The organism is Kineococcus rubinsiae, assembly GCF_011839805.1.
Taxonomy (GTDB): Bacteria; Actinomycetota; Actinomycetes; order Actinomycetales; family Kineococcaceae; genus Kineococcus; species Kineococcus rubinsiae.
On sequence record NZ_VWPY01000003.1, the window covers coordinates 21,205 to 42,589 of the forward strand.

The 21,385-nt window shown below is 71.3% G+C and carries 17 protein-coding genes and 1 pseudogene; 8 read left to right on the forward strand and 10 right to left on the reverse strand.

The features are described 5' to 3' along the window. Positions 1–89: 89 nt before the first annotated feature. Genes F1544_RS03140 through F1544_RS03155 form a run of 4 tightly spaced genes read left to right on the forward strand, consistent with a single transcriptional unit; the run spans position 90 to position 4,610 of the window. Complete coding sequence (locus tag F1544_RS03140; protein ID WP_167582017.1) at positions 90–1,688, forward strand: sugar ABC transporter ATP-binding protein; 1,599 nt, start codon at positions 90–92, stop codon at positions 1,686–1,688. 1 nt (position 1,689) lies between these two features. Next, positions 1,690–2,676, forward strand: coding sequence for an ABC transporter permease (locus F1544_RS03145; RefSeq protein ID WP_167582019.1), 987 nt, complete (start codon positions 1,690–1,692; stop codon positions 2,674–2,676). Between the two features lie 55 nt (positions 2,677–2,731). Then, positions 2,732–3,796 carry a substrate-binding domain-containing protein gene (locus F1544_RS03150; protein WP_308469863.1) on the forward strand — a complete coding sequence of 355 codons (1,065 nt, stop codon included), beginning with the start codon at positions 2,732–2,734 and terminating at the stop codon, positions 3,794–3,796. A gap of 34 nt (positions 3,797–3,830) precedes the next feature. Then, positions 3,831–4,610, forward strand: coding sequence for a GolD/DthD family dehydrogenase (locus tag F1544_RS03155; protein ID WP_167582022.1), 780 nt, complete (start codon positions 3,831–3,833; stop codon positions 4,608–4,610). Between the two features lie 39 nt (positions 4,611–4,649). Here the strand turns inward: F1544_RS03155 and F1544_RS03160 are convergent, their stop codons facing one another. Continuing rightward, on the reverse strand, positions 4,650–5,768 hold the full coding sequence (locus F1544_RS03160) for a spore photoproduct lyase family protein (protein ID WP_167582024.1): 1,119 nt from the start codon (positions 5,766–5,768) through the stop codon (positions 4,650–4,652). Between the two features lie 102 nt (positions 5,769–5,870). Between F1544_RS03160 and F1544_RS03165 the strand changes: the two genes are divergently transcribed. Beyond that, on the forward strand, positions 5,871–6,224 hold the full coding sequence (locus F1544_RS03165) for a nuclear transport factor 2 family protein (protein WP_167582026.1): 354 nt from the start codon (positions 5,871–5,873) through the stop codon (positions 6,222–6,224). Between the two features lie 24 nt (positions 6,225–6,248). Here the strand turns inward: F1544_RS03165 and F1544_RS26085 are convergent, their stop codons facing one another. Further along, entirely contained in the window at positions 6,249–7,310 is a 1,062-nt protein-coding gene (locus F1544_RS26085; RefSeq protein ID WP_167582028.1) for an HNH endonuclease, read from the reverse strand. Positions 7,311–7,426: 116 nt separating this feature from the next. Here F1544_RS26085 and F1544_RS03175 point away from each other — a divergent pair, with 116 nt between their 5' ends. Continuing rightward, a complete protein-coding gene (locus F1544_RS03175; RefSeq protein WP_308469853.1) occupies positions 7,427–8,545 on the forward strand; it encodes an NAD(P)/FAD-dependent oxidoreductase in 1,119 nt (372 codons plus the stop codon). A 4-nt stretch (positions 8,546–8,549) separates the two neighbouring features. Here F1544_RS03175 and F1544_RS03180 read toward each other — a convergent pair whose 3' ends face one another. The 4 genes from F1544_RS03180 to F1544_RS03195 form a co-directional block, all read right to left on the reverse strand. Further along, entirely contained in the window at positions 8,550–9,389 is an 840-nt protein-coding gene (locus F1544_RS03180; RefSeq protein WP_167582032.1) for a PKD domain-containing protein, read from the reverse strand. Between the two features lie 20 nt (positions 9,390–9,409). Beyond that, a complete protein-coding gene (locus F1544_RS23900) occupies positions 9,410–10,012 on the reverse strand; it encodes a DUF6318 family protein (protein ID WP_167582034.1) in 603 nt (200 codons plus the stop codon). A gap of 106 nt (positions 10,013–10,118) precedes the next feature. Continuing rightward, entirely contained in the window at positions 10,119–11,003 is an 885-nt protein-coding gene (locus F1544_RS03190) for a transglutaminase domain-containing protein (protein WP_208971219.1), read from the reverse strand. Continuing rightward, positions 11,000–11,779 (reverse strand): transglutaminase-like domain-containing protein, encoded by a 780-nt coding sequence (locus F1544_RS03195; RefSeq protein WP_208971220.1) that lies wholly within the window; start codon positions 11,777–11,779, stop codon positions 11,000–11,002. The genes F1544_RS03190 and F1544_RS03195 overlap by 4 nt, the downstream gene beginning before the upstream one ends. Before the next feature lie 305 nt (positions 11,780–12,084). Between F1544_RS03195 and F1544_RS03200 the strand changes: the two genes are divergently transcribed. Further along, positions 12,085–12,525: a very short patch repair endonuclease gene (locus F1544_RS03200; protein WP_167582038.1), complete on the forward strand. Its 441-nt coding sequence runs from the start codon at positions 12,085–12,087 to the stop codon at positions 12,523–12,525. On the opposite strand, the gene F1544_RS03205 is transcribed toward F1544_RS03200, so the two are convergent. The 4 genes and pseudogenes from F1544_RS03205 to F1544_RS03220 all read right to left on the reverse strand — a co-directional run bounded on the left by F1544_RS03205 (position 12,485) and on the right by F1544_RS03220 (position 18,166). Further along, complete coding sequence (locus F1544_RS03205) at positions 12,485–13,879, reverse strand: ADP-ribosylglycohydrolase family protein (protein ID WP_167582040.1); 1,395 nt, start codon at positions 13,877–13,879, stop codon at positions 12,485–12,487. The genes F1544_RS03200 and F1544_RS03205 overlap by 41 nt on opposite strands. A 190-nt stretch (positions 13,880–14,069) precedes the next feature. Continuing rightward, positions 14,070–14,228 (reverse strand): annotated as a pseudogene (locus F1544_RS26780) (carbohydrate ABC transporter permease); the annotation flags it as partial. A gap of 130 nt (positions 14,229–14,358) precedes the next feature. Then, complete coding sequence (locus tag F1544_RS03215; protein WP_208971222.1) at positions 14,359–15,000, reverse strand: uracil-DNA glycosylase; 642 nt, start codon at positions 14,998–15,000, stop codon at positions 14,359–14,361. Between the two features lie 70 nt (positions 15,001–15,070). Further along, complete coding sequence (locus tag F1544_RS03220) at positions 15,071–18,166, reverse strand: DEAD/DEAH box helicase (protein WP_167582267.1); 3,096 nt, start codon at positions 18,164–18,166, stop codon at positions 15,071–15,073. A gap of 717 nt (positions 18,167–18,883) precedes the next feature. Here F1544_RS03220 and F1544_RS03225 point away from each other — a divergent pair. Beyond that, the gene (locus F1544_RS03225) at positions 18,884–20,983 is read left to right on the forward strand and encodes a GmrSD restriction endonuclease domain-containing protein (RefSeq protein WP_167582042.1); all 2,100 of its coding nucleotides are present in this window, start codon (positions 18,884–18,886) and stop codon (positions 20,981–20,983) included. Positions 20,984–21,385: the final 402 nt, after the last annotated feature.

Consider the following 21,385-nt stretch of genomic DNA (forward strand, 5'->3'; position numbering starts at 1 on the left):
CCGCTGCACGGCAGCACGGCACGACACGGAAGGCACCACGTGAACCGCGACGACGCAGCCGGCCAGGCCCGGCCCGGGCCGGTGGACCGGTGAGCACCACCACCGAGGGCCCGGTCCTCGAGTGCCACGACCTGGAGAAGTCCTTCGGCGGGGTCCCCGTCCTCAAGGGCGTCTCCCTCAGCCTCGAGCTCGGCACCGTCACCGCGCTCGCGGGGGAGAACGGCGCCGGCAAGTCGACGATGATGAAGATCGCCTCCGGGCAGTACCGGGCCGACTCCGGCAGCGTCCGCGTCCGCGGCGAGGAGCTGGCGGCCGGGGACATCCGCGACGCGCACCGCCTCGGCGTCGCGATCGTGCCGCAGGAGCTCGCGTCGATCGCCCACATGACGGTCTACGAGAACCTCTTCGTGGGCCGCGAGCTGACGACGCGGATCGGCACGCTCGACCGCCGCGCCATGTCCCGCCAGGCCGCGGAGATGCTCGACGTGTTCGGCGTCGACATCGACCCGGGCGCCCGGATGGGGACCCTGCCCGTCGGCATGCAGCAGATCGTCGAGATCGTCAAGAACTCCAGCCGCGGCGCGAAGGTGCTGCTGCTGGACGAGCCCAGCTCCGCGATCTCCGAGCGGGAGGTGGAGGGCCTCTACCGGGTCGTCCGCCAGCTGCGCGACTCCGGCGTCGCGATGGTCTTCACCACTCACAAGATGGCCGAGATCCGCGCCCTCGCCGACCGCGTCGTCGTCCTGCGCGACGGCGGCCTCGTGCTGGACCGGCCCATGACGGAGGTCTCGGACGACGACATCGTCTCCGCGATGATCGGCCGCGAGCTCGAGGACCTGTTCCCCCCGCTGCACACCGTGCCGCGCGACGCGGAGCGGGTCCTGCAGGTCGAGGACGTGCACGTCGTCGGTCAGCCCGGCGGCTGCTCGTTCGAGGTCCGCCGCGGCGAGATCCTCGGCCTCGCCGGGCTCGTCGGGGCCGGGCGCACGGAACTGCTCGAGGGCGTCTTCGGCATCCGGGCCACCACGTCGGGCCGAATCGTCGTCGCCGGCCGCGAGGTCCGGCGCCGGTCGCCGGCCGCTGCGATCTCGGCGGGCATGGCGATGGTCCCCGAGGACCGCAAGCTGTCCGGCGCGATCATGGGGCTCAGCGTCCTCGACAACGGGACCCTGCCGCGGCTCGCGCAGTTCAGCGTCGCCGGGTGGCTGAGGCAGAGGGCCCGCTCGCAGAGCGTCGGCAAGGCCATGGAGTCGGTGCGCCTGCGCAGCCGCGGGCTCGGCCAGGAGGTCGGGACGCTGTCAGGCGGCAACCAGCAGAAGGTCGTGCTGGCCCGCTGGCTCACCGAGCACGTCGACGTCCTCCTGCTCGACGAGCCCACGCGCGGCGTGGACGTCGGCGCCCGGTCGGAGATCTACCGGATCATCGCCGACCTGGCGGAGGCCGGCATGGCCGTCGTCATGGCCTCCTCCGACATGACCGAGGTCCTGGGCCTCTCCCACCGCGCGCTCGTCATGCGCGAGGGCGGCGTGGTGGGCGAGCTCGACCGCGACGACCTGGACCGTCCCGACGTCCAGGAGCTCATCTTCCGCCTGTCCTCGGGGCTCGACCCCCGACCCGACGAGCGCTCCGCAGAACCCGGCCAGCGCGCCGCAGAACCCGACCGTCAACCCGAAGAAGGGGACGCCTGACATGAGCGCGACCGCCGCCGTGCCCCTCCCGCGCCGCCGCTTCAGCCGCGACTGGATCGTCGCGCAGCTGATCCGCCGCGCGATGCTCATCGTGATGCTGCTGGTCATCGCGTTCTTCAGCTACCGCAGCCTGCGGTTCTCCAGCCTCGACAACCTTCAGACCATCCTCATCGCGGCCGCGCCGTTCGCGCTCATCGCGCTGGGGCAGACGCTCGTCATCCTCACCGGCGGCATCGACCTCTCGGTGGGCAGCATCATCGCGGTGTCCGCCATGACGGGGGCGTCGATCGCGAAGTCGAACCCCGGTCAGGTGTGGATGACCGTGGGCGCGGCGATGCTCGTCGGCCTGCTGGCCGGCGCGATCAACGGGTTCCTCGTCTCCCGGGTCGACGTGCCACCGTTCATCGCGACGCTCGGCATGCTGACGGCCGGGTCGGGCGTCGCCTTCGTCATCGGTGACGGCGCGCCCATCAACGGCCTGCCCGCGGAGTTCGGCACCATCGCCAACACCAAGGTCCTGGGCCTGCAGATCCCCGTCCTGCTGATGATCATCGGCATCGTCGGGTTCGGCATCGCCATGCGCCGCACGGCGTACGGCATGCGCATCTACGCCGTGGGCGGCAACCGAACGGCGGCGGAGATCGCCGGCGTCAACGCCCGCCGCACGCTGTTCAGCGTCTACGCCGTCAGCGGCCTGCTCGCCGGGATCTCCGGCGTCATGCTGTCCTCCCGCGTCAGCTCCGGCCCGCCGACCCTCGGCCAGGGCTACGAGCTGGACGCGATCGCCGCCGTCGTCATCGGCGGGGCTTCCCTCATGGGCGGTCGCGGCACGGTCTGGGGGACGGCGCTGGGCCTGCTCCTCATCCAGACCCTGAACAACGGGCTCGACATCCTGCTCGTCCCGGCCTACTGGCAGAACGTCATCAAGGGCGTCCTCATCGTCGCCGCCGTCGCCGTCGACGTGTGGTCCGTCAAGCGCCGCACCTGACCCACCCTCCCCCCGACGCACGCACCACCACTCCCGAGGAGAACCCGTGTTCCGCATCAGCAAGCTCGTCACCGGCGTCGCCGCCGCCGGTCTCGCCCTCAGCCTCGGCGCCTGCGGTGCCGGCGACCCGTCCGCCGACACCGGCAGCAGCGCGGACGCGAGCGGCGGTGGCGGCGGTGGCCTGCGCATCGGCGTCAGCGCCTACAACATGACGTCGTTCATCACCGCCGGCAAGGAGGGCATGGAGGCCTACGCCAAGGCCAACGACATCGAGCTCCTCTGGAACTCGGCGAACGACGACGTCAACTCGCAGGCCGACCAGGTCGACCAGTTCGTCAACGCGGGCGTCGACGCGATCATCGTCATCCCCGTCCAGGCCGACTCCCTCGGCCCGCAGGTCGAGGCCGCCAACGCCGCGGGCATCCCGATCCTCGACGTCAACGCCAAGCTCAACAACGCGGCGCTGAAGGCCAGCGTCCAGCCCGACGACGTCGCGGCCGGCGCGGCCGAGATGCAGATGATGGCCGACAAGCTGGGCGGCAAGGGCAACATCGTCGTCCTGCAGGGCCCGATCGGTCAGTCCGGCCAGATCGACCGCCAGACCGGCATCGACCAGACGCTGAAGAAGTACCCGGACATCAAGGTCCTCGCGCAGGACACCGCGAACTGGGACCGCGACCAGGCCGTGAACCGCATGGGCAACTGGATCTCCGCGTTCAGCGGCCAGATCGACGGCGTCGTCGCGCAGAACGACGACATGGGCCTCGGCGCCCTGCAGGCCATGAAGGAGGCCGGCCTCACCAAGCCGGTCGTGGGCATCGACGGCATCGAGGACGGCCTCAACGCCGTCAAGAGCGGCGAGTTCATCGGCACGATGCTGCAGAACGGCACCGTGGAGCTGTCCGCCGGCCTGGCCGTCGCGGCCGCGCTGGCCAAGGGCGAGGACGTGGACACCAAGCCCGTCTACAACATGCCGCGCATCACGCAGTCCAACGTCGACGTCGCCATGGAGCACGTCGTCACCAAGCGCAGCGACTTCCTGGCGCAGCTGCCCGACCTCACCGCGAAGAACCTCAAGACCGGTGACATCGCCGACGAGGGCATCCCCGCCGCGTCCTGACCCACCCGCAGCACCGAACAGGGAGGAGACCGTCATGAGCACCACCGAACCCACCGACGAGGACGTCGACCTGAGCTTCCGGCTCGACGGCCGCACGGCCCTCATCACCGGCGGTGCCTCGGGCATCGGCAGTGCCATGGCGGGCGTGTTCGCGGCCGCGGGCGCCCGGCTCGTCCTCGTCGACCTCGACGGCGAGGCGGTCACCCGCCGCGCCGGCGAGGTCGGCGGGGACGCGGTCGGCCTGCAGGGCGACGTCTCCGACGCCGCCTCGGTCGAGCGCTTCACGGCCGACGCGGTCGCGGCGACCGGCGGCATCGACGTCCTCGTGACGTGCGCCGGCATCGTCGACCTGGCCCCGGCCGAGGAGCTGAGCGTGGCCTCGTTCACGCGGACCATCGCGATCAACCTCACGGGCACGTTCCTCACGGCGCAGGCCGTGGGGCGGGGCATGCTCGAGCGGGGCCACGGCAAGGTCATCACCATGGCGTCGCAGGCGGCCTCGGTCGCCCTCGACGGCCACGCGGCCTACTGCGCCTCCAAGGCCGGCGTCGTCGGCCTCACCCGGGTGCTGGCGTCGGAGTGGGCGGGGCGCGGCGTGACCGCGAACTCGATCTCCCCGACGGTCGTGCTCACCGACCTGGGCCGCAAGGCCTGGTCGGGGCCGAAGGGCGACGCCGCGAAGGCGGCCATCCCGACGGGCCGGTTCGCGCTGCCCCGCGAGGTCGCCGGGGCCGCGCTGTTCCTGGCCTCCGGCGCCGCGGACATGGTCAACGGCACCGACCTCGTCGTCGACGGGGGCTACACGATCCGGTAGTCGTCCGGTGGTTCGACCGCGAGGCGGTCCTCGTGCGGGTCAGGTCCAGTAGAGGTAGCGGGCCTGGGGGAGTTCCCGCGCGAGGGCCGCCTCGAACCACGTCCGGAGGTCCTTCATGGTGTCCTTGTCGTAGACGTACTTCACCGCACCGAACTTGCCGTGCTTGCGGGTGCGCGTCTCCTCGTCGAGGTCGAGCTTGGTCTTCGGGTACCAGCCGAGCTGGACGTCCTTGCTCTTGGGCGTGAACCGGTGCGTGATGCACTCGACGGTGAGGTCGAGGTCCGGCACGTCGGCGAGCTCCGCCCGGGCCGCGGCGAGCAGCTCGCCGTACTGCTGCTCCCAGTCCTCGACCGGCATGATCGGCGCGATGGTCAGGCCGACGGGGTACCCGGCGCGGGCCAGCTTCCCCAGCGCCCGCAGCCGCGCCGCGACGCGGGCCGTGCCGCCCTCGAACTTCTCCACGCCGCCGACGTTGACCGACGCGCGGATCCGCGTCCGGCCGTGGTGCGGCAGGTCGAGGAGGCCGTCGACGTCGTCGTACTTGGTGGTCAGCCGCAGCTGCACGGGGCCCGCCCAGTCGTGCGTGCCGAAGTGTGTGATCGTCGCGGCCAGCGAGCCCGTGACGTGCTCGATGGCCAGCGGGTCGGTGTAGCAGGACGCCTCGAACGTCGTCCCCTCGTGACCGCGCGCCTCGGTGCCAGAGGTGACCGACCCGGCGCCCACCACGTCGTCGAGCCCCGCGAGGATGCGCGGCAGGTCGGCGTAGACCCGGGTGATGGGCGGGCCGGACAGCGACCCCGCGAGGTAGCAGTACTGGCAGTGCCCGGGGCAGCCCTCGGCCAGCGGGAACGACCAGTCGGCGCTCGGCGGGATGGGCGTGGGGCGCCGCTTGCTCGCGGCGCTCGTGACGACGGCCAGGGTGCGCTTGGCCCGGGCGTAGGTGGCGAGCTCGTCGGCCTGGCGCAGGCTCGGCAGGCGGTCGCCGGCGAGCAGGGTGACGTCCTCGACGCCCGCTGCGGTGAGCCGCTCGACGATGCTGCGGCCGTGCGGTTCGGCGTAGGCGGAGGCCGTGACGAGGACGTGCGTCGGGGTCCAGAGGACGGGGCGAGCGGCGGCGATCGGCACGCTGGGTACAACACCCGTCGCCGTGGCGACCATCCGTTGCTAGGCGTGGCGCGCGGCACACCGGGCCGAAGCGGATCACCCGCGGGACGGGTGCCCCTACGGTGGGCCGACCACCAGCACCACCGAGGAGGACGCATGCCCCAGCCGGTCGAGTCCCTGATGAGGGCCACGCTCCTGGAGGTGTTCGGGGAGCGCGACGCCGAGCGCCGCCTCGCCGCGATCCAGCGCACCTACGCCGAGGACGTGGTGTTCTCCGACCGCGAGGAGGTCGTCACGGGCCACACGGCCCTCGACGCCAAGGCGCAGAAGCTGCTCGACGACGCCCCCGGGTTCGTCTTCAGCCCGGTCGGCCCGGCGCACGTCGCGCAGGACCTCGGCCACCAGGCCTGGGCGTTCGGGCCGCCCGGCCAGGACCCGGTCGTGACGGGCATGGACATCGCCCTGGTGCGGGACGGCCGGATCGTCTCGCTCTACACGATCCTGACCTGAGCGCCCCGGTCTGACTCCGGGCGGTCAGCGGGGCAGCCGCACCCCGGCCGCCGGGAGCAGGTCGAACACCCCGGGTTCGCGCCACAGCGGCGTCCCCGCGGGGCTCGCCGCGTACAGCGACGTCGCGGCCCCGACGACCCGGTCGCGGTCGACCGGCCAGCGCAGGGGGCCGGCGATCTCCGCGAGGTCGCCCGGCGTGCGGGTCAGGGCGGTAGCGACGTGCTCGACGGCGGGCAGGCTCGCGGACTTGGCGAGGTTGCAGCGCGGGTCGGCCACGACGAGGTTCGCCAGGCCGTCGATGGCGACGCGCGACCACGGCAGGACGTGGTCGACGTGCACGTCGCGGCCCAGCGGCCGGTGGCAGTAGAAGCAGCGGCCGGCCTGCAGGTCGGTGAGCCCGGGCGCGAGGCGGGCCACGGCCGTGCGGGCGGCGCCGAACAGGAAGCCGTGCAGGTCCGGAGCGTCCAGGTCGGCGGCGTTCAGTCGCAGCAGGTCGCTGACCCACCACTGCTGCAGGACGGGTTGCAGCAGGCCCGAGACGCGGGCGAGGGCGTGTGCGATGCCGGGGTGGAGCGTGATCGACCAGTCGTGCGCGTCGAGCGCCGTGATCGTCACGTCCTCGCTCAACCAGCCGTCGGCGTAGAGGAACGGCGTGCCCGGGGCTCCGCCGCCGGTCCTCTGCAGAGCGAACAACGGCTGCTGCGCGAGCGTGACGCTTGTCCTGCGGCGAGCGCGCGCGACGACGTCCGGGTGGGCGAGGCGCAGCTGGGCGGGGGTGCTGAGCCCTGCCGCTGCGGCGACGGCCCGCAGGTCCGCGACGGTGTCCAGGATGGTGCGGCCCCTCGTCGAGTTCTGCCGCAGCACCCCCGCGGCGGCGAAGGGGCGGACCTGCGGCCAGTAGAGGTCGACGACCCGGTCGGCGAGGTCCCCGATCGGGACCCACAGCCCGGCGTCGGCGCCGGTCGGGTGCTCGAGGCAGTGCTGCAGCAGCGCCGACAGGACGGCGAGCTTGTACGTCGACACCCGGCGGCCCGTGGCGAGGAGGTCCGCGACGCGGGCGCCGACCTCGAGCGGATCGGGAGGCACCCTCCGTGCCTACCAGAGCGGACCCGCGGCTGCCGCGACCACGCCGATCGGCCAGCATGGGACCTCCCGGTGGTCGAGGAGCGAGCCGCCGCGATCACCATCCCCGGAGGAACCCCGTGAGCACCACGCCCCGCGTCGTCGTCATCGGCGCCGGCATCCTCGGCGCCTCGACCGCCGCCCACCTCGTGCGGCTCGGCGCTCGGGTCGACCTCGTGACCGAGGGCGCCGTCGCCTCGGGCGCCTCGGGGCGCTCGCTGTCGTGGCTGAACTCCGCCGGGGCTCGGACGGACGACTACCACCGGCTGCGGACGGTGGGCATCGACCGGTGGCGGACGTTCGCCCACGTCGGCCTCGACGACCGCGTGCGCTTCGACGGCGGGCTGACGTGGGCGGCACCCGGCGAGAGCCACCGCGAGCGGCACGAGCACGAGCTCTCGATCGGCTACGACTCGGTCTGGCTCGAGCGGGCCGAGGTCGCCGCACGGGTGCCCGGCGTTGACGTCTCAGCCGTCGCCGAGGAGGGGGCGGTGCTCAACCCGGGCGAGGGCTGGGTCGACCTACCGCTGGTCGTCGAGACCCTGCTGGCGGAGGTCGTCGCCGCGGGGGGCTCGGTGCACGAGGGGGTCGGGCGTTGCCTTCCCGTCCTCAGCGGCGGCCGGACGACCGGGGTGCGCGCCGCCTCGGGGGCCGAGTTCCCCGCCGACACCGTGGTCCTGGCCGGCGGTCCGTGGGTCCCGCGGGACCTGGCCGAGCTGGGCGTCGCGGTGCCCGAGCAGTCGCCCGTCGCGCTGCTGGTCCGCACCGCGCCGGTCGACAGCGGGTTGCGTGCCGTGCTGAACACCCCGCGCGTCGCGGTCCGTCCCGCCCCCGGCGGGACGCTCGTCCTCGACGCCGGGTGGTCCGAGCGCGAGGTCGAGGTGCGCGGTGACGGCGACTACGTCGTGCACGACTCCACGGTGGCGGGGCTGATCGCCGAGGCGTCGCGGGTCCTGGTGGGTAACCCGTCGCTGACGGTGGCGAGCACGGGCGTCGGGCCCAAGCCGATCCCCGGAGACGGCGAACCCGTGGTTGGCCCGGTCGCCGACGTTCCCGGGCTGCACGTCCTGTTCACGCACAGCGGGGCGACGCTCGGGCTGGTGCTGGGGGAGTTCACCGCCCGCGAGGTCGTCACGGGCGCCGAGAACCCGCTGCTGTCGTCGTTCCGCCCGTCCCGCTTCACCGCCGTCGCGCGGTGACCGGTCAGGAGGTCAGGACGGTGGTGCCGGCGAGCGCCGTCACGGGGTCACCGGCCGAGGCGATGCCGACGGTGCCCGCGATAGGCTGAAACCCGAGGTCCGCGACCGAGTACTCGGCGGTGTAGGTCGTCGTCAGGGTGATCGCGTAGTCGCCGGGCCGGGTGTAGGTGTGCGTCACGGTCAGCGCCGGCCACGGTGCGCCGGGGTCCGCCGTCGGCCCCACGACGGCACCGTCGCCGGTGTCCCACCGGTAGGACACGGGCGTCGCGCGGATCGTCACGGGGAACCCGAGGATGTCGACCGTCCGCGTGACCTGCCCCGCGGTCGCGACCAGGTTCACCGGCAGGTTGATGGCCACCCGCCCCGAGTCGGGTTGCAGCGACACGACCCCCGGCGGCAACCCGATGCGCCGCACGTCCTCGATCGTCACGGTCGGCAGCACCACCGCGGCCGCCGCTCCCGCCTCATTCAGCGATGTGCACCGCGACGCGCCACGGGCCCACTGGTTGGTCCCCGCCGGGCTCGTCCAGGTCGTCAGCATCACCTGGCCCGCAGGGCAGGTGGCCGCTGCGCCGCAGGAGTTGTCGCTGGCGCCAGTGTTCCGGCGCGGGTCGTTCTGCGAGCAAGCGGGTGTCCGACGAATGTCAAGGACCGGCGCCAGTACTGGTTTGACTTGCCCTGCAGAGGCCGGCACCGATCGATTGGTTCGCCGTTGATCCACATGCAACCGACCGCCGACTGCAACGTCACCCTGGCCAATCTCACCGCGGATCTGCGGTGGCGGCTTGGCGCTGGCTTGCATCGGTTGCGGTAGGAGAAGAAGGCTGAACACGAAGATGGTCAAGATGCTCTTGACTCGCAGTGTCATACCGGCAGTGCCTGGATGTACCAGTGCCCGTCACGTAGGTGCATCTGCACGAGGCCGTCGGTGACGGAGCCTGAGTTCTCGTTGACGATCGAGCCGTCAGGTCCCACCAGCTGCGAGTCCTTCGTCACCAGGCGGAGGTTGACATCGGCCTCTTGCTTCACCGGGTCGCTGAACAGCAACTCCGCCGACTCGAAGCCGACGTCGCGGTTGATGCTCGTGTAGCCGAGCGTGCGGTGTTCGTCCACCGAGGCGGCGAGCGTCTCGCACGTCTGACAGTCGGGCTCGCTGATGCTGCGGAGCAACGTGGGGTCGCCACTGGCGCGGGCGTAGTTCAAGACTTGCAAGTAGTACGCCGCGAACCCGATGGCGTCGTCCTCGTTGAACGTCCCCTCCGGCCGGAAGGTCGGCGCGGGCAGCGAGACGGTGGCGACCGACGTCGGAGTCGTCGGAGATGGAGTCACCGGCTGGCTGGTCGACGTGGTCGGCGTCGTCACCGGAGCGCTCGACACGACAGCCGGCGTCGCCTCGTCGGCGCTGCAGCCGGCCAGCGGCAGCAGCAGAGCGAGGCCCGCGAGGGGCGCCAGGTGTCGTCGGAGCACTCACGAAACGCTAGGGCACCCGCTGCCGTCGCCGCTGGCGTCGTCCACAGCCCCACCCGCGGTGATCATGCACGGTGCAACACGCAAGATCACCGAGGGAAGGGGGTCAGGCCGCGACGTCCACGATGCCGAGGCGCCGGGAGCTCGTGAGCCGTCCGGTCGCCGGCCCGACGTAGGTCCCCGCGGTCGGGGCGACGTCCGTGTAGTCGCGGCCGGTGGCGACCGTGACGTACTTCCGTCCGGCGCGGCGGCCGTTGCACGGGTCGAACGGCACGGCCACGGCGGCACCGTCGGCGGGCACAAGGACCTCGACCCACGCGTGGGTGCCGCCCTGCCCGAGCAGATGCCCGGAGACGTAGCGCGCGGGCACGCCGAGCTCGTGGCAGAGCGCCAGCATGATGTGGGCGTAGTCCTGGCAGACGCCGCGTCCGCCGTCGAGCGCCTCCGCGGCGGTGGTGCGGGTGCCGGTCGGGCCGTACTCGTACGTCATCGTCTGGTGCACGGCGTGGGTGACGCGCTCGGCGGTGTCGATCGTCGTCTCGTGCGGCCGGCGCAGTTCGGTCGCCCAGCCGCGCAGGCGCTCGTCGGCCGCGGTGAGGCGGGTGGGCAGGCGCCAGCGGACGTCGTCGAGCGCGGAGCGGGGGAGCACCGGCAGGGCGTCGCCGTCGCGCTCCAGCAGCGCGGTGAGGCGGAACTCGATGTGCTCGTCGACCCGGGCGGCGTGCACCTCGACGAGGTGGTTGCCGACGGAGTTCAGGCGCTCGAGCGGCCGGGCGCGCGAGCCCTCGACGTCCAGCGCGTAGTGCCGGCGGTGGACGTCGCCGTGGCGCACGGGCGGGACGACGACGAGCCGCTGCCGCACGGCGGCCACGGGGAGGTCGTAGTCGTAGCGGAAGGTCTGCTCGAGCCGGTAGGTGATGCGCTCGGCACCGTCCAGGTCCAGACCCTTGTGGTCCAGCAGGGGAGCGGACAGCGCGTCGTCGAGGATCACTCGACCTCCTCCGCGTGGACGACCATGGACTCCAGCAAGGGTCCCCCGAAGGTGGTCAACATCGCGACATCTGACGCGTCGCGTCCGCGGCCGATGAGGACGCGGCCCTTGCGGGGGGTGTTGTTGCGCGGGTCGAAGGTCCACCAGCGGTCGCCGAGCCACACCTCCATCCACGCGGAGAAGTCCGGGACGATGGCCGTGCCCTCGATGTCCATCTCCGGCAGGTACCCGAAGACGTAGCGCGCGGGGATGCTCAGGGCGCGGCAGAAGGTGATCGCCAGGTGGGTGAAGTCGCGGCAGACGCCGTAGCCGGACGCGTAGACGTCGGCCGCGGTCGAGGAGGCCGTGCTGCTGCCGTACTGGAACGTCAGGTGCCGGTGGACGTGGTCGCAGATGGCCTGCACGCGCGTGTAGCCCTTGGGCAGCTGCGAGAAGCGGTTCCACGCCTCGTCGCCCAGCAGGTCGGGCACGACGTAGCGGCTGGGCAGCGTGTAGAGCAGGACGTCGTCGGGCAGGTCGAGCGGCGCGACCTCGGGGGCGGTGACGTCGACGTCCTCGGTGGCGTCCGGGACCTCGGCGATGGCGTCGTAGCGGAAGGTCGAGCGGCCCGTGGGGATGATGAGGCGCAGGCACTCGTTGCCGTAGAGGTCGGTGTAGGTGCGTCCGGCCTGGGCGGGCTCGATCGACCAGCGCTCGTCGGTGATGCGGACGCCGCCCTGCTCGCGCAGCGGCATGACCTGCACGACCGACGGTGTGTCGACAGCGGCCTCGTGCACGAACTCGCACCCCACGTGTACCCGCCGCACCGTCATCCGTGAGCTCCTCGGCGTCCCGCCGGCGGATCCTCCGCCGGTTCCCGGCGCGGTGACCTCGCAGGGTGCGGTGCCACCTCTGCGTCGAGTCGTGCAGGGGACGCTAGCCGGTCGGTGGCCGCTGCGGGAGGAGACCCTGTGGACGAGTCCCGCGGCGCGGTGTGCGGCGGCCCTAGCGTCGGGTCCGTGCAGCGCGGTGCCCGGTGACGCCGTCGTGGCAGGACCCGGGGCCGGCACCACCGCCCTCGACCGTCTCGGTGGCGGCCATCATGAGTCGCACCGGCCGTCGGGACACCGCCCCGGAGCTCGCGCTGCGGCGGGAGCTGCACCGCCGCGGTCTGCGCTACCTGGTCGACACGACCCCGCCCGGAACGAACCGCCGTCGCCGGGCGGATGTGGTCTTCCGCGGCGCGCGCGTGGCCGTCTTCGTCGACGGCTGCTTCTGGCACGCGTGCCCCGAGCACTTCCACCCGCCCAAGGCCAACGCCGAGTGGTGGCGCGTGAAGTTCGCGAGCATCGCCGCGCGCGACCGTGACACCGACGCCTCGCTCGCGGCGCTCGGCTGGTACCCGCTGCGGGTGTGGGAGCACGTGCCCGCCGTCGCGGCGGCCGACCGGGTTGCGGGGATGCTGCACGCGCGGACACCGGCTTCGCGCCGCGGAGGACCGGTCACCCGCGGCGCTCGGCCAGCTTGTCCAGCGCTCTCGTGAAGCCGTCGTTCCAGACGCTCAGGTGCGGCCAGGCCGCGGCGACCCGCTCGGTCGCCTCCCGCGCCGACAGGCCCTCCTCGCGGACGAGCCACGCCCGCAGCACGAGTCCGGTGCGCGAGGCGCCGGCGTGGCAGTGCACGAGCACCCGCTTGCCCTCGGTGCGCAGCGCGGCCATGTCGCCGAGGACGTCGTCGAGCAAGGTGACCAGTTCAGTGTTGCTGTCGTCGTCGGTGAGGTAGGCGAAGCGCTGCACGTCGTGGCCGAAGCGCCCACCGGTGCGGCACAGCGACACGACGGCGAAGTCGCGGTCGCTGCGGCGCGCGCCGTCCAGGTCCGCCGCCCACACACCGGGTGTGACCTCCGCGGCGTCGAGGCCTCGGGTGGGCGGCGGTTCGTGGAGGCGGGCACCGCGCTCGCCGTCCAGGCGAACGGCGAGGAGCTGCAGGTCGCGCAGCTCCCGGACCTGCGGTCCGAACCCCGGGATGCGGCCGTGCACGACGGATGTCCAGCGGATCGGGATGCCGGTGATGCCCGCGCGAGCGCCGGCGAGCGCACCGGTGACGCAGGCGACGGTGTCGGTGTCCCCGCCGAGGTCGACGACCAATCGCATCGCCTCCTCGAACATCGTCGAGCGGCGCAGGGCCCACAACGCCGACCCCAGCGTCGGCCACACCGCACCGTTGGCCTCGGTGGCGTGCTCCGGGCGCCAGTCCGGGTCACACACCTGTGCCCACTTCGCGCGGTGCGGCTCCGCCACCAGGGGCAGCGCCTCCGCGACGGCCGCGTCGGCGTCCCCGCCGTCTAGCAGGGCCCGCAGCACCTCATGGAAGAGCGCGCAGCCCTCACTGGCCGCGGGGTCGCCGTGGGTGAGGGCGCTAATGCGCCGGGCGGCGTCCATCGTCGCTTCCTGCCCGGCGCGCGCGAAGAAGATCGCCGCGGGGGTGGTGCGCATGAGCGACCCGTTGCCGGCCGCCCGGTTCCCTGCGCGCAGGTGCTCGGCCGCGGCGGTTTCCCAGGGCAGTCCCGACCGCAGGACCGCGGAGGTCTGGATGCCGATGTCCGGCGGGTCAGCCTGCGCCCACCGCTGGAAGCGGTCGAAGACGTCGGCCTGGTCGAGGCCGTCGCGCTCCACCAGCGACTGGCCCAGCAGCAGCGCCATCTGCGTGTCGTCGGTGAACTCGCCGGGCTCCCAGTCGAGGGTGCCGCCGCCGCACATCTCGGTGGCGACCCCACGAGCCGCGGTGGGGAAGCGGGCGCTGAGCGCGTCGGGCGGGCCGAACTCGAACGGCGCGCCAAGGGCATCGCCGACGGCGGAGCCCACGAGGGAACCCATCACGCGGTGCAGTCGGTCCACGAGCTCTCCCCGGTTGGTGGTGGCGACCATCCTGCCCACCGGGCCGCGGACGTCACCAGTCGTGCACCGTCCCGTCCGCAAGCCGGTTGCCCGGCAGGTACGCCGGGACGTAGAGGTGCGCCGCTACCAGCTCCTCGGCGTACTCGACCCCGATGCCCGGCGCCTCACCGGGGTCCTGAGGTGGCGGGCGTCAACCCTCGGTAGCGCCGGCGGTTAGCCCCCCGACGAGGTACTTCTCGCGCAAGACGGTCGCGAGCAGGACGGGAGCTGTCATGAGGGTGGCGGCGGCCATGAGACCGCCTCAGTCGGTGCTGGCGCAGCAGATGAAGGTGAACAGCGTCACCGGCAGCCTCCCATTTTCCTCGTCCGAGAGGAACGGGTCCGAGTACGGACCTTGAACGCCGCTGTCGAGTTCGATGTGCTTCTCCGGGCTCGAAGGAGCCTTCTGAGAAGGAGCGACGGACTTTGTCTCAGTGTTCTCAGACGCTTCCGTCGGCCAGGTGGGCGGCCACGGTTTCGTAGGCGGCCCGGCGATGTGCCTTTCGCGCCTCCCGGACTTCACGATCCGGATGGAAAAGCGCCTTTGGCCCCGGGTGGAAGGTGGGGACGACAGGGAGATCGGGTCGGTCGCGCAGGAAATCAGGGTAGCGGCGCATGGCGAGCTCCCACCCGCGTTGAGCGTGGCGTCCCTGGAGGAGTACCACGCGCAGATCGGGCAAAAGTTGCAGCAGGCGGTGCAACGGCGTGACGCCCGCCGTCAACTCCGCGGCCGTCGGCGCACGGTTTATGTACCAGGGGTAGGCGTTCCAGGGGGTGATGTCGTGAGGTTTGACGTTGACGCACTCGAACCGCTCAGCCTGGGCCACAGCGGTCGGGTCGTCGTTCTCTATGCACAAGAAGCCAGACCCACCCTCCTCCTGCGTACCCGGCCCGGGGTCCCGCAGGATGGAGAGGACGCGAGCCTCCACGCCTCCGTGCAGCGGGGCTACGCAGGGCATCCAGCCGCGGCCATCGTGACCGCGGAGCTCGTCGACCAGCTGGTTGACCGGGCGCACGTGGTCCGCGTACCGGTCGAGGAACTGCCGCTCACGGAAGCTCGGGTCTGCCATCTGTCGCACCACGGGCCCATCCTGCCGCGCTTTGCCGAGCGCACGGGGCGAACGTCAGGACTTCGCTCGACGTCCTGGGACGTCAGCTGGCGTTGACCAAGGCGGCCTCGGTGAAGAAGTCGGTCGGCATCGAGTGGTGCAGCCGCCAGGTGATGCCGATGGGCCGCTCACCCTCGTGCGACACGTAGTCAGCCGGACCGAGGCACAGGTACGGCTCGGCGCCCATGTCACCCTGCTTGCGCTGCCGGGCGAAGAGCAGGACGTGAGTGCCGAGCGTGCGGTGGTTGAGGTAGCGCCGTCCTGTCGTGGACGCGACGGTCGTGCGCGACTGGGACTCCCAGTGGAAGAGGTCCCGTGTGAGCGGGTAGTCGCGGTACATGGTGGTGGGCGAGTAGTCGACTTCGGACTTGGCCAGCGTGATGAGCAGCGCGTCGGTGCGTCGCTCAGGGGCCCAGACGACCCCTTCGCGGAAGGACATCGGAGGCCGGCTGGCCGTGGCTACCCCGAGGGCGCTGACGATCTCGTCGCGCGAGTAGCGCGCGTGGACGCTGAGGGGCAGGTGGGCCAAGTCGCCGGTGAGGGCGGTGGTGGGGTGACGCGCGGTGTCGAACGCGATGTCGACGAGCTGGCTCAGCTCGTCCCGGACGGCGTGCTCGTGCCGCAGCACCTCGAGCACGCGAGGCAGGTCTCCCGGCGCGCCCGACGGCCACAGGCACGCCGTGAGCATGCCGGCGAGGTGCTGCTCGAGGGGTGAGAGAGCATTCGGCCGCACGTCGTCGGCGAGCAGACGACGGTAGGCGTCGCGGCGGAGACGGTCGTCGACGTGCGTGACCGCGCGCACCCGCTTGAGCAGCGTGGTCTCGAGCGGTCCAGCCTCTGGCGTTTCGAGACCAGCACGGCGGCGCAGGTCCGTCCAGGAGCGGTTGCTGCCGAGCAGCTCGCGCACGCTCAGGCCGCTGTCGCTGAGGAAGTCGGAGATCCGCTGGGTGCCCCGTGCTCGGACCTCGGCGACGATGGCGGGCGCCCGGGGGCTGACCTGGCGTTGGATGCTGGCGACGACGCGCTGCTGCACCACCTCGTCCAGCACGATCGAGCAGCCAGCGGGCAAGAAGGGGAAGCCCTGCTCGGCCTGGTGCTGCAGGGCGCCGCGGCTCGCCCCCGTGAGGGCGCGGAACCGGGTGTCGAAGCGGAAGTCGGCGTTCTGGTGCCCGATGAAGTCCAGGGCCGTCAGCACTGCCTTGCCGGGTGACGTGCGCAGACCGCGTCCGAGCTGCTGCAGGAAGACGGTCGACGACTCCGTCGGTCGCAGGAAGAGGACGGTGTCCACCTGCGGGATGTCGACGCCCTCGTTGTAGAGGTCGACGGCGAACACGATGCGGACCTCGCGGTCCTTCAGCCGACGCATGGCCGCCGAGCGCTCCTCGGGTGTGCTGCTCCCGCTGACGCTGAGCGCGTCGATGCCCGCGTCGCGGAAGACGCGGGCCATGTAGCGCGCGTGCTCGACGCTGACGCAGAAGCCGATCGCTCGCATGGTGCGGACGTCGCTCACCCGGCGGCGCAACTCTCGCAGGACGAGCCGGGCGCGCGCGTCGTCACCGGTGTAGAGGTTGGTCAGACCCTCGACGTCGTAGCCGCCCCGGCGCCAGGTCAGGTCGCGCAGGTCGGTGCCGTCGTCCACCGCGAAGTAGTGGAACGGCACGAGCAGGTCGTCGGCCAAGGCGTCCCACAACCGCAACTCCGCCGCGGTGCGACCGCCGAAGAGCGCGAGCACGTCCTGACCGTCGGCGCGTTCGGGGGTAGCGGTCAGGCCCAGCAGCTCAACGGGTTCCATTCGGTCGAGGACGCGCTGGTAGCTGCCGGCGCTGGCGTGGTGGCACTCGTCGAGCACGACGACCTCGTACTGGTCCGGCGGCAAGCCGTTCAGCACGTCGACGGTCAGCGACTGGACGCTGGCGAAGACGTGCTTGCCCCGGCGGGGACGCTCGCCACCGACGAGCAGCTCGCCGAAGGCGCCATCACCCAGCACTTCGCGGTAGGTGCGCCGAGCCTGCTCCAGCAGTTCGCGTCGGTGGGCGACGAACAGCAGCGTGAGGTCGTGGCCGTGCTGCTCACGCAGCTGCCGGTAGTCGAAGGCCGCGAGGACGGTCTTGCCGGTGCCGGTGGCCGCGACGACGAGGTTGCGGTGACGGTCGTGCAGCTGCCGCTCTCCCGCGAGCTGCTCGAGCATCTCCTGCTGGTGCGGGCGGGGAGTGACCTCCAGACCCGACAGGTCGATGGGCGTCCCGGGACCCCGTTGCCCGCCCGCCGCAGCCAGCGCGACGTCCAGCCGCTCCCCGTCGCGGTCCGGCACGTACGTCTCGAAGCTGCTGCTGGCCCAGTAGCTGGCGAAGGTCGCGTCGAACTTGGCCAGCAACGCCGGGTTGGCCACCGCGGACAGGCGGACGTTCCACTCGAGCCCGTCCAGCAGGGCCGAGCGCGACAGGTTGGAGGACCCGACGTAGGCGGTGCTGAACCCGGTCGCCCGGTGAGCGACCCACGCCTTGGCGTGCAGCCTCGTCCGCGTCGTCTCGTAGATGACCTTCACCTCAGCGCCGAAGTCGTTGACCAGGGCGTCCACGGCCCGGCGCTCTGTCGCGCCCATGTAGGTCGTCGTGATGACGCGGAAGGGGACGCCGCGGTCCTGGAGGTCCTTCAGCGACCGCTCCAGCAGCTGCATCCCCGACCACTTGACGAAGGCGCACAGCAGGTCGACGCGGTCCGCGCTGGCCAGCTCCGCTCGTAGCTCCGCCGCGAGACTGGGGTCCGCCGCACTGTTCGTCAGCAAGGCGGCCTCGGACAGGGGCGTTGCCGGCCTCGCGGTCGACGGTCGGGTGAGGGCGCGGATCCGGTGTACCGCGAGGAGCTGTTGCGGGGCATCCTTCTCGTCGGGAACGGGAACCGCTGCTCGCTCGCCGAGGACCTCGAGGAGTCCACGGATCAACGTCAACCGCTCGGACCGGTCCGCCGTCGCCTCCAGCGACCGTTGGATCAGGGCGCTGACGTGGCGCGTCAAGACGTGGGGCGCGTCCGCGTCGTCGACGCTGCGCACCACGGTCGCCCAGCCCGCGGCGTCCGTCAGGGACACCTTCAAGCCTGCTGCGACGACGACCTCGTGCAGACCTTCCACGAGGTCGTCCATCGACGGGGCCTTCTCCGCGCTCACGGCTCCACTGTGTCAGACGGTGACCCAGTGACAGCGGACGGTGCAAGTCTCCGGTCGACTGGTCGGCCGCCGCGGGACATGCGGTCACCGACGGCGGCGCTCGTGCTCAGGTGCCGCGGGGGCGAGTGACGACGATGAGTTCGACGGCAGAGTCGTCGCCGGCCCGCTGAAGCACCTCGGACACGTCTGGCCAGGCCAGTCCGCCGATGGTGCTCCTGCACGAGCCGCACTGAGGCTGCCCCTCGTGTCAGTGTCCTCGGGCGCACTCGTTGCCTACGTGAGAGGGCGTGTCATGACGGCAGGCGAGAGCGCGACACGCAGTCGCAATATGGTGGGGCAGGTCAGCCGGCTGGTCGACTTCCTGCGGCAGCTGGCCTGGGCCGGTGCGAACGTCCGGGAAGATCTGGGCGTCCACCTCGACGCGCAACGCTCCACGGCTGCGGAGTGCGCTACGCCCCAGCCCTGGAGGTGACTCCGCGTCGCCGACGCTCCCTGAGTCCGGCACCAGGTCGTCATCAAAGCATCACGCGCCTGGATCAGGCCGGGGTCCTGGGGCGAACAGCATGCCTCCGCATTGTTGGAATGCATTGGTGCGACCGTGGGTGAGGCCGGAACCGGTCAGGAGCCGTGGTGAGATGGTGGCTGGCGAGCCGCAGCCGGAGCGCCAGCCGAGCCGAGACGAGCGGAGCGCACGTGGCGATCACGCTATTTAAGGACACGACGTACACCCTGCACGGCCTCATCGAGGACATCCGTCGCGGCGAGGTGGCGTTACCCGACATCCAGCGCCCCTTCGTGTGGCCCGCAGCGAAGGTTCGGGACCTATTCGATAGTATGTACCGCGGGTTCCCGGTCGGCTTTTTGTTGTTCTGGGAGACCGGCGCCGGCGCCGGCGTCCGCCAGATCGGCATCGACGTCAAGCAGGCACCGCCGCGCCTACTCATCGTCGACGGGCAGCAGCGCCTGACCTCGCTGTTCGCCGTGCAGACCGGCACCAAGGTCATCCGCGAGGACTATACCGAGGCCCGCATCCGCATCGCTTTCCGGCCTAGCGACGCCACGTTCACCGTCACTGACGCCGCAGTCGAAAAGGACCCCGAATTCCTCGGCGACATCTCTGCCTTGTGGGTTGAAGGTGAGCGCAAGAAGACCGTCCGCGCCTACCTTGAACGCTTACGGGCCAAGCGGACGGTCGACCAGGTCGAGGAGGATCGGCTCGACGACGCCCTGGACCGGCTATACGACCTTCAAAATTACCCGTTCAAGGTCGTTGAGCTGTCCGCGGACGTCGACGAGGAGCAGGTCGCCGAGATTTTCGTCCGCATCAACTCCGAGGGCGTCAAGCTCAACCGCGCCGACTTCATCCTGACCCTGATGAGCGTGTTCTGGGACAAGGGCCGCGCCGAGCTTGAAGACTTCAGCCGCGCTGCGAAGCAGCCGTCGCTGTCCGGGGCCTCCCCGTTCAACTGGTTCATCCAGCCGCAGCCGCCGCAGATGCTGCGCGTGTCCGTTGCCCTGGCGTTCCGCCGCGCTGTACTGAAGATCGTGTATAGCCTGCTGCGAGGCAAGGACCTCGAGAGCGGCCTAGTGTCGGTCACCTCCCGCGAGACCCAGTTCGAGACCCTGCGCCAGGCCCAGGCCAAGACGTTGAACCTGACGAACTGGCACGAGTTCTTGCAGTGCCTGGAAAGGGCCGGCTACCGCAGCGGCAAGATGATCACCAGCGAGAGCGCAGTCCTTTACAGCTACGCGATGTGGCTCATCGGCCGCGTCGACTACGCCATGAGCGTCCAGGCGCTGCGCGAGGTCATCGCCCGCTGGTTCTTCATGGTTCAGGTGACCAGCCGCTACGCCGGCTCGTTCGAGAGCCGCTTCGAGTCCGACGTGGCCCGGATGGCCGACGTTAGGACCGGTGAGGAGTTCATCGAAGTCCTCGACCGCGTCATCGACGACACACTGTCCTCGGACTACTGGACGATCACGCTACCGAACGACCTGGCGACCTCGGCGTCGCGCAGCCCAGCGCTGAGCGCTTACATCGCCGCCCTGAACATCCTCGACGCAGATGCACTCATGGGCACCGGGAAGGTCCGCTCGCGCCTCGACCCAGCCATCGTGGCCAAGAAGGGCATTGAACGTCACCACCTATTTCCCAAGGGCTACCTGCGCGACGTCTTGCAGGTCACCGACACCAAGCAGGTCAACCAGATCGCGAACATGGCGCTGGTCGAGTGGTCCGACAACATCGCGGTGTCCGACGACCCGCCATCGACGTACTGGCCAGCCCAGGTCGCGGCCCGCAACTTCCCGACCGACACGCTCGCCCGGCAGGAGCGGCACCACGCCCTGCCCCACGGCTGGACCCTGATGGCTTACTCGGAGTTTCTCGCGGCCCGCCGTAAGCTCATGGGCGAGGTCGTGCGAGAGGCCTTCAGCCAGCTCCGCAGCAGCAGTTATGCCCCGAGCTACCCGCAGCCGGCCGCCCCGCCTGCCGGGTCGCCCGCGACGTCTCCGGCCGGGGCAGCGCAGTCCTTTGACTCCGTGGCCGACCTCATTGAGCAGGGACTGCTCGCTGTCGGGGCGGTCCTGATGCCGGCCGACGACAGCGTCGACTCGCTCGCCACGGTGCTGGAGGATGGCCGCCTAGACATCGACGGACAGGTGTACGACACCCCCAGCCAAGCGGCCGCCGGCGCCGGGGCCGCCGCAGACGGCTGGCACTTCTGGCTCGCGGACACCGCCACCGGGTCTCCGACCCCACTCGCGCAGCTTAGCTCCCCGCCGCCTACGTAACGGCCTTCTGCTAACCCTTGAGGCTTCCGTCGGCGTGGTCTTCGACGCCTTCTCCACGCTAGTGTGCCTGCATTTTCTACGTTATCGCTCACCAAATACGCCACCTTCGGTACCCTTGCCGGGTGTTACGCAGTCGCCTGACCCGCCTCGTACTGGCCACCGGACCCATCGCCTTGGCCCGTCCAGCACGCCGCCGGGAACGCCCTGTCATCACGAGCCCCGCCCTACCCAACTCCGCCAGGGAGGTTGAGCCATGACCGGAACGCCCACGCGCCTACAGGGCAGATAGCGGATTTCGCCCGTCGTCCCCGGTCTGGTCGATCCGGTCGCGCGACTCCGCCTACTTCGCCGGCGCCCGTGGGTAATCTTGGAACACTCAGGAATCGCCGGTCTCGCCAGCAT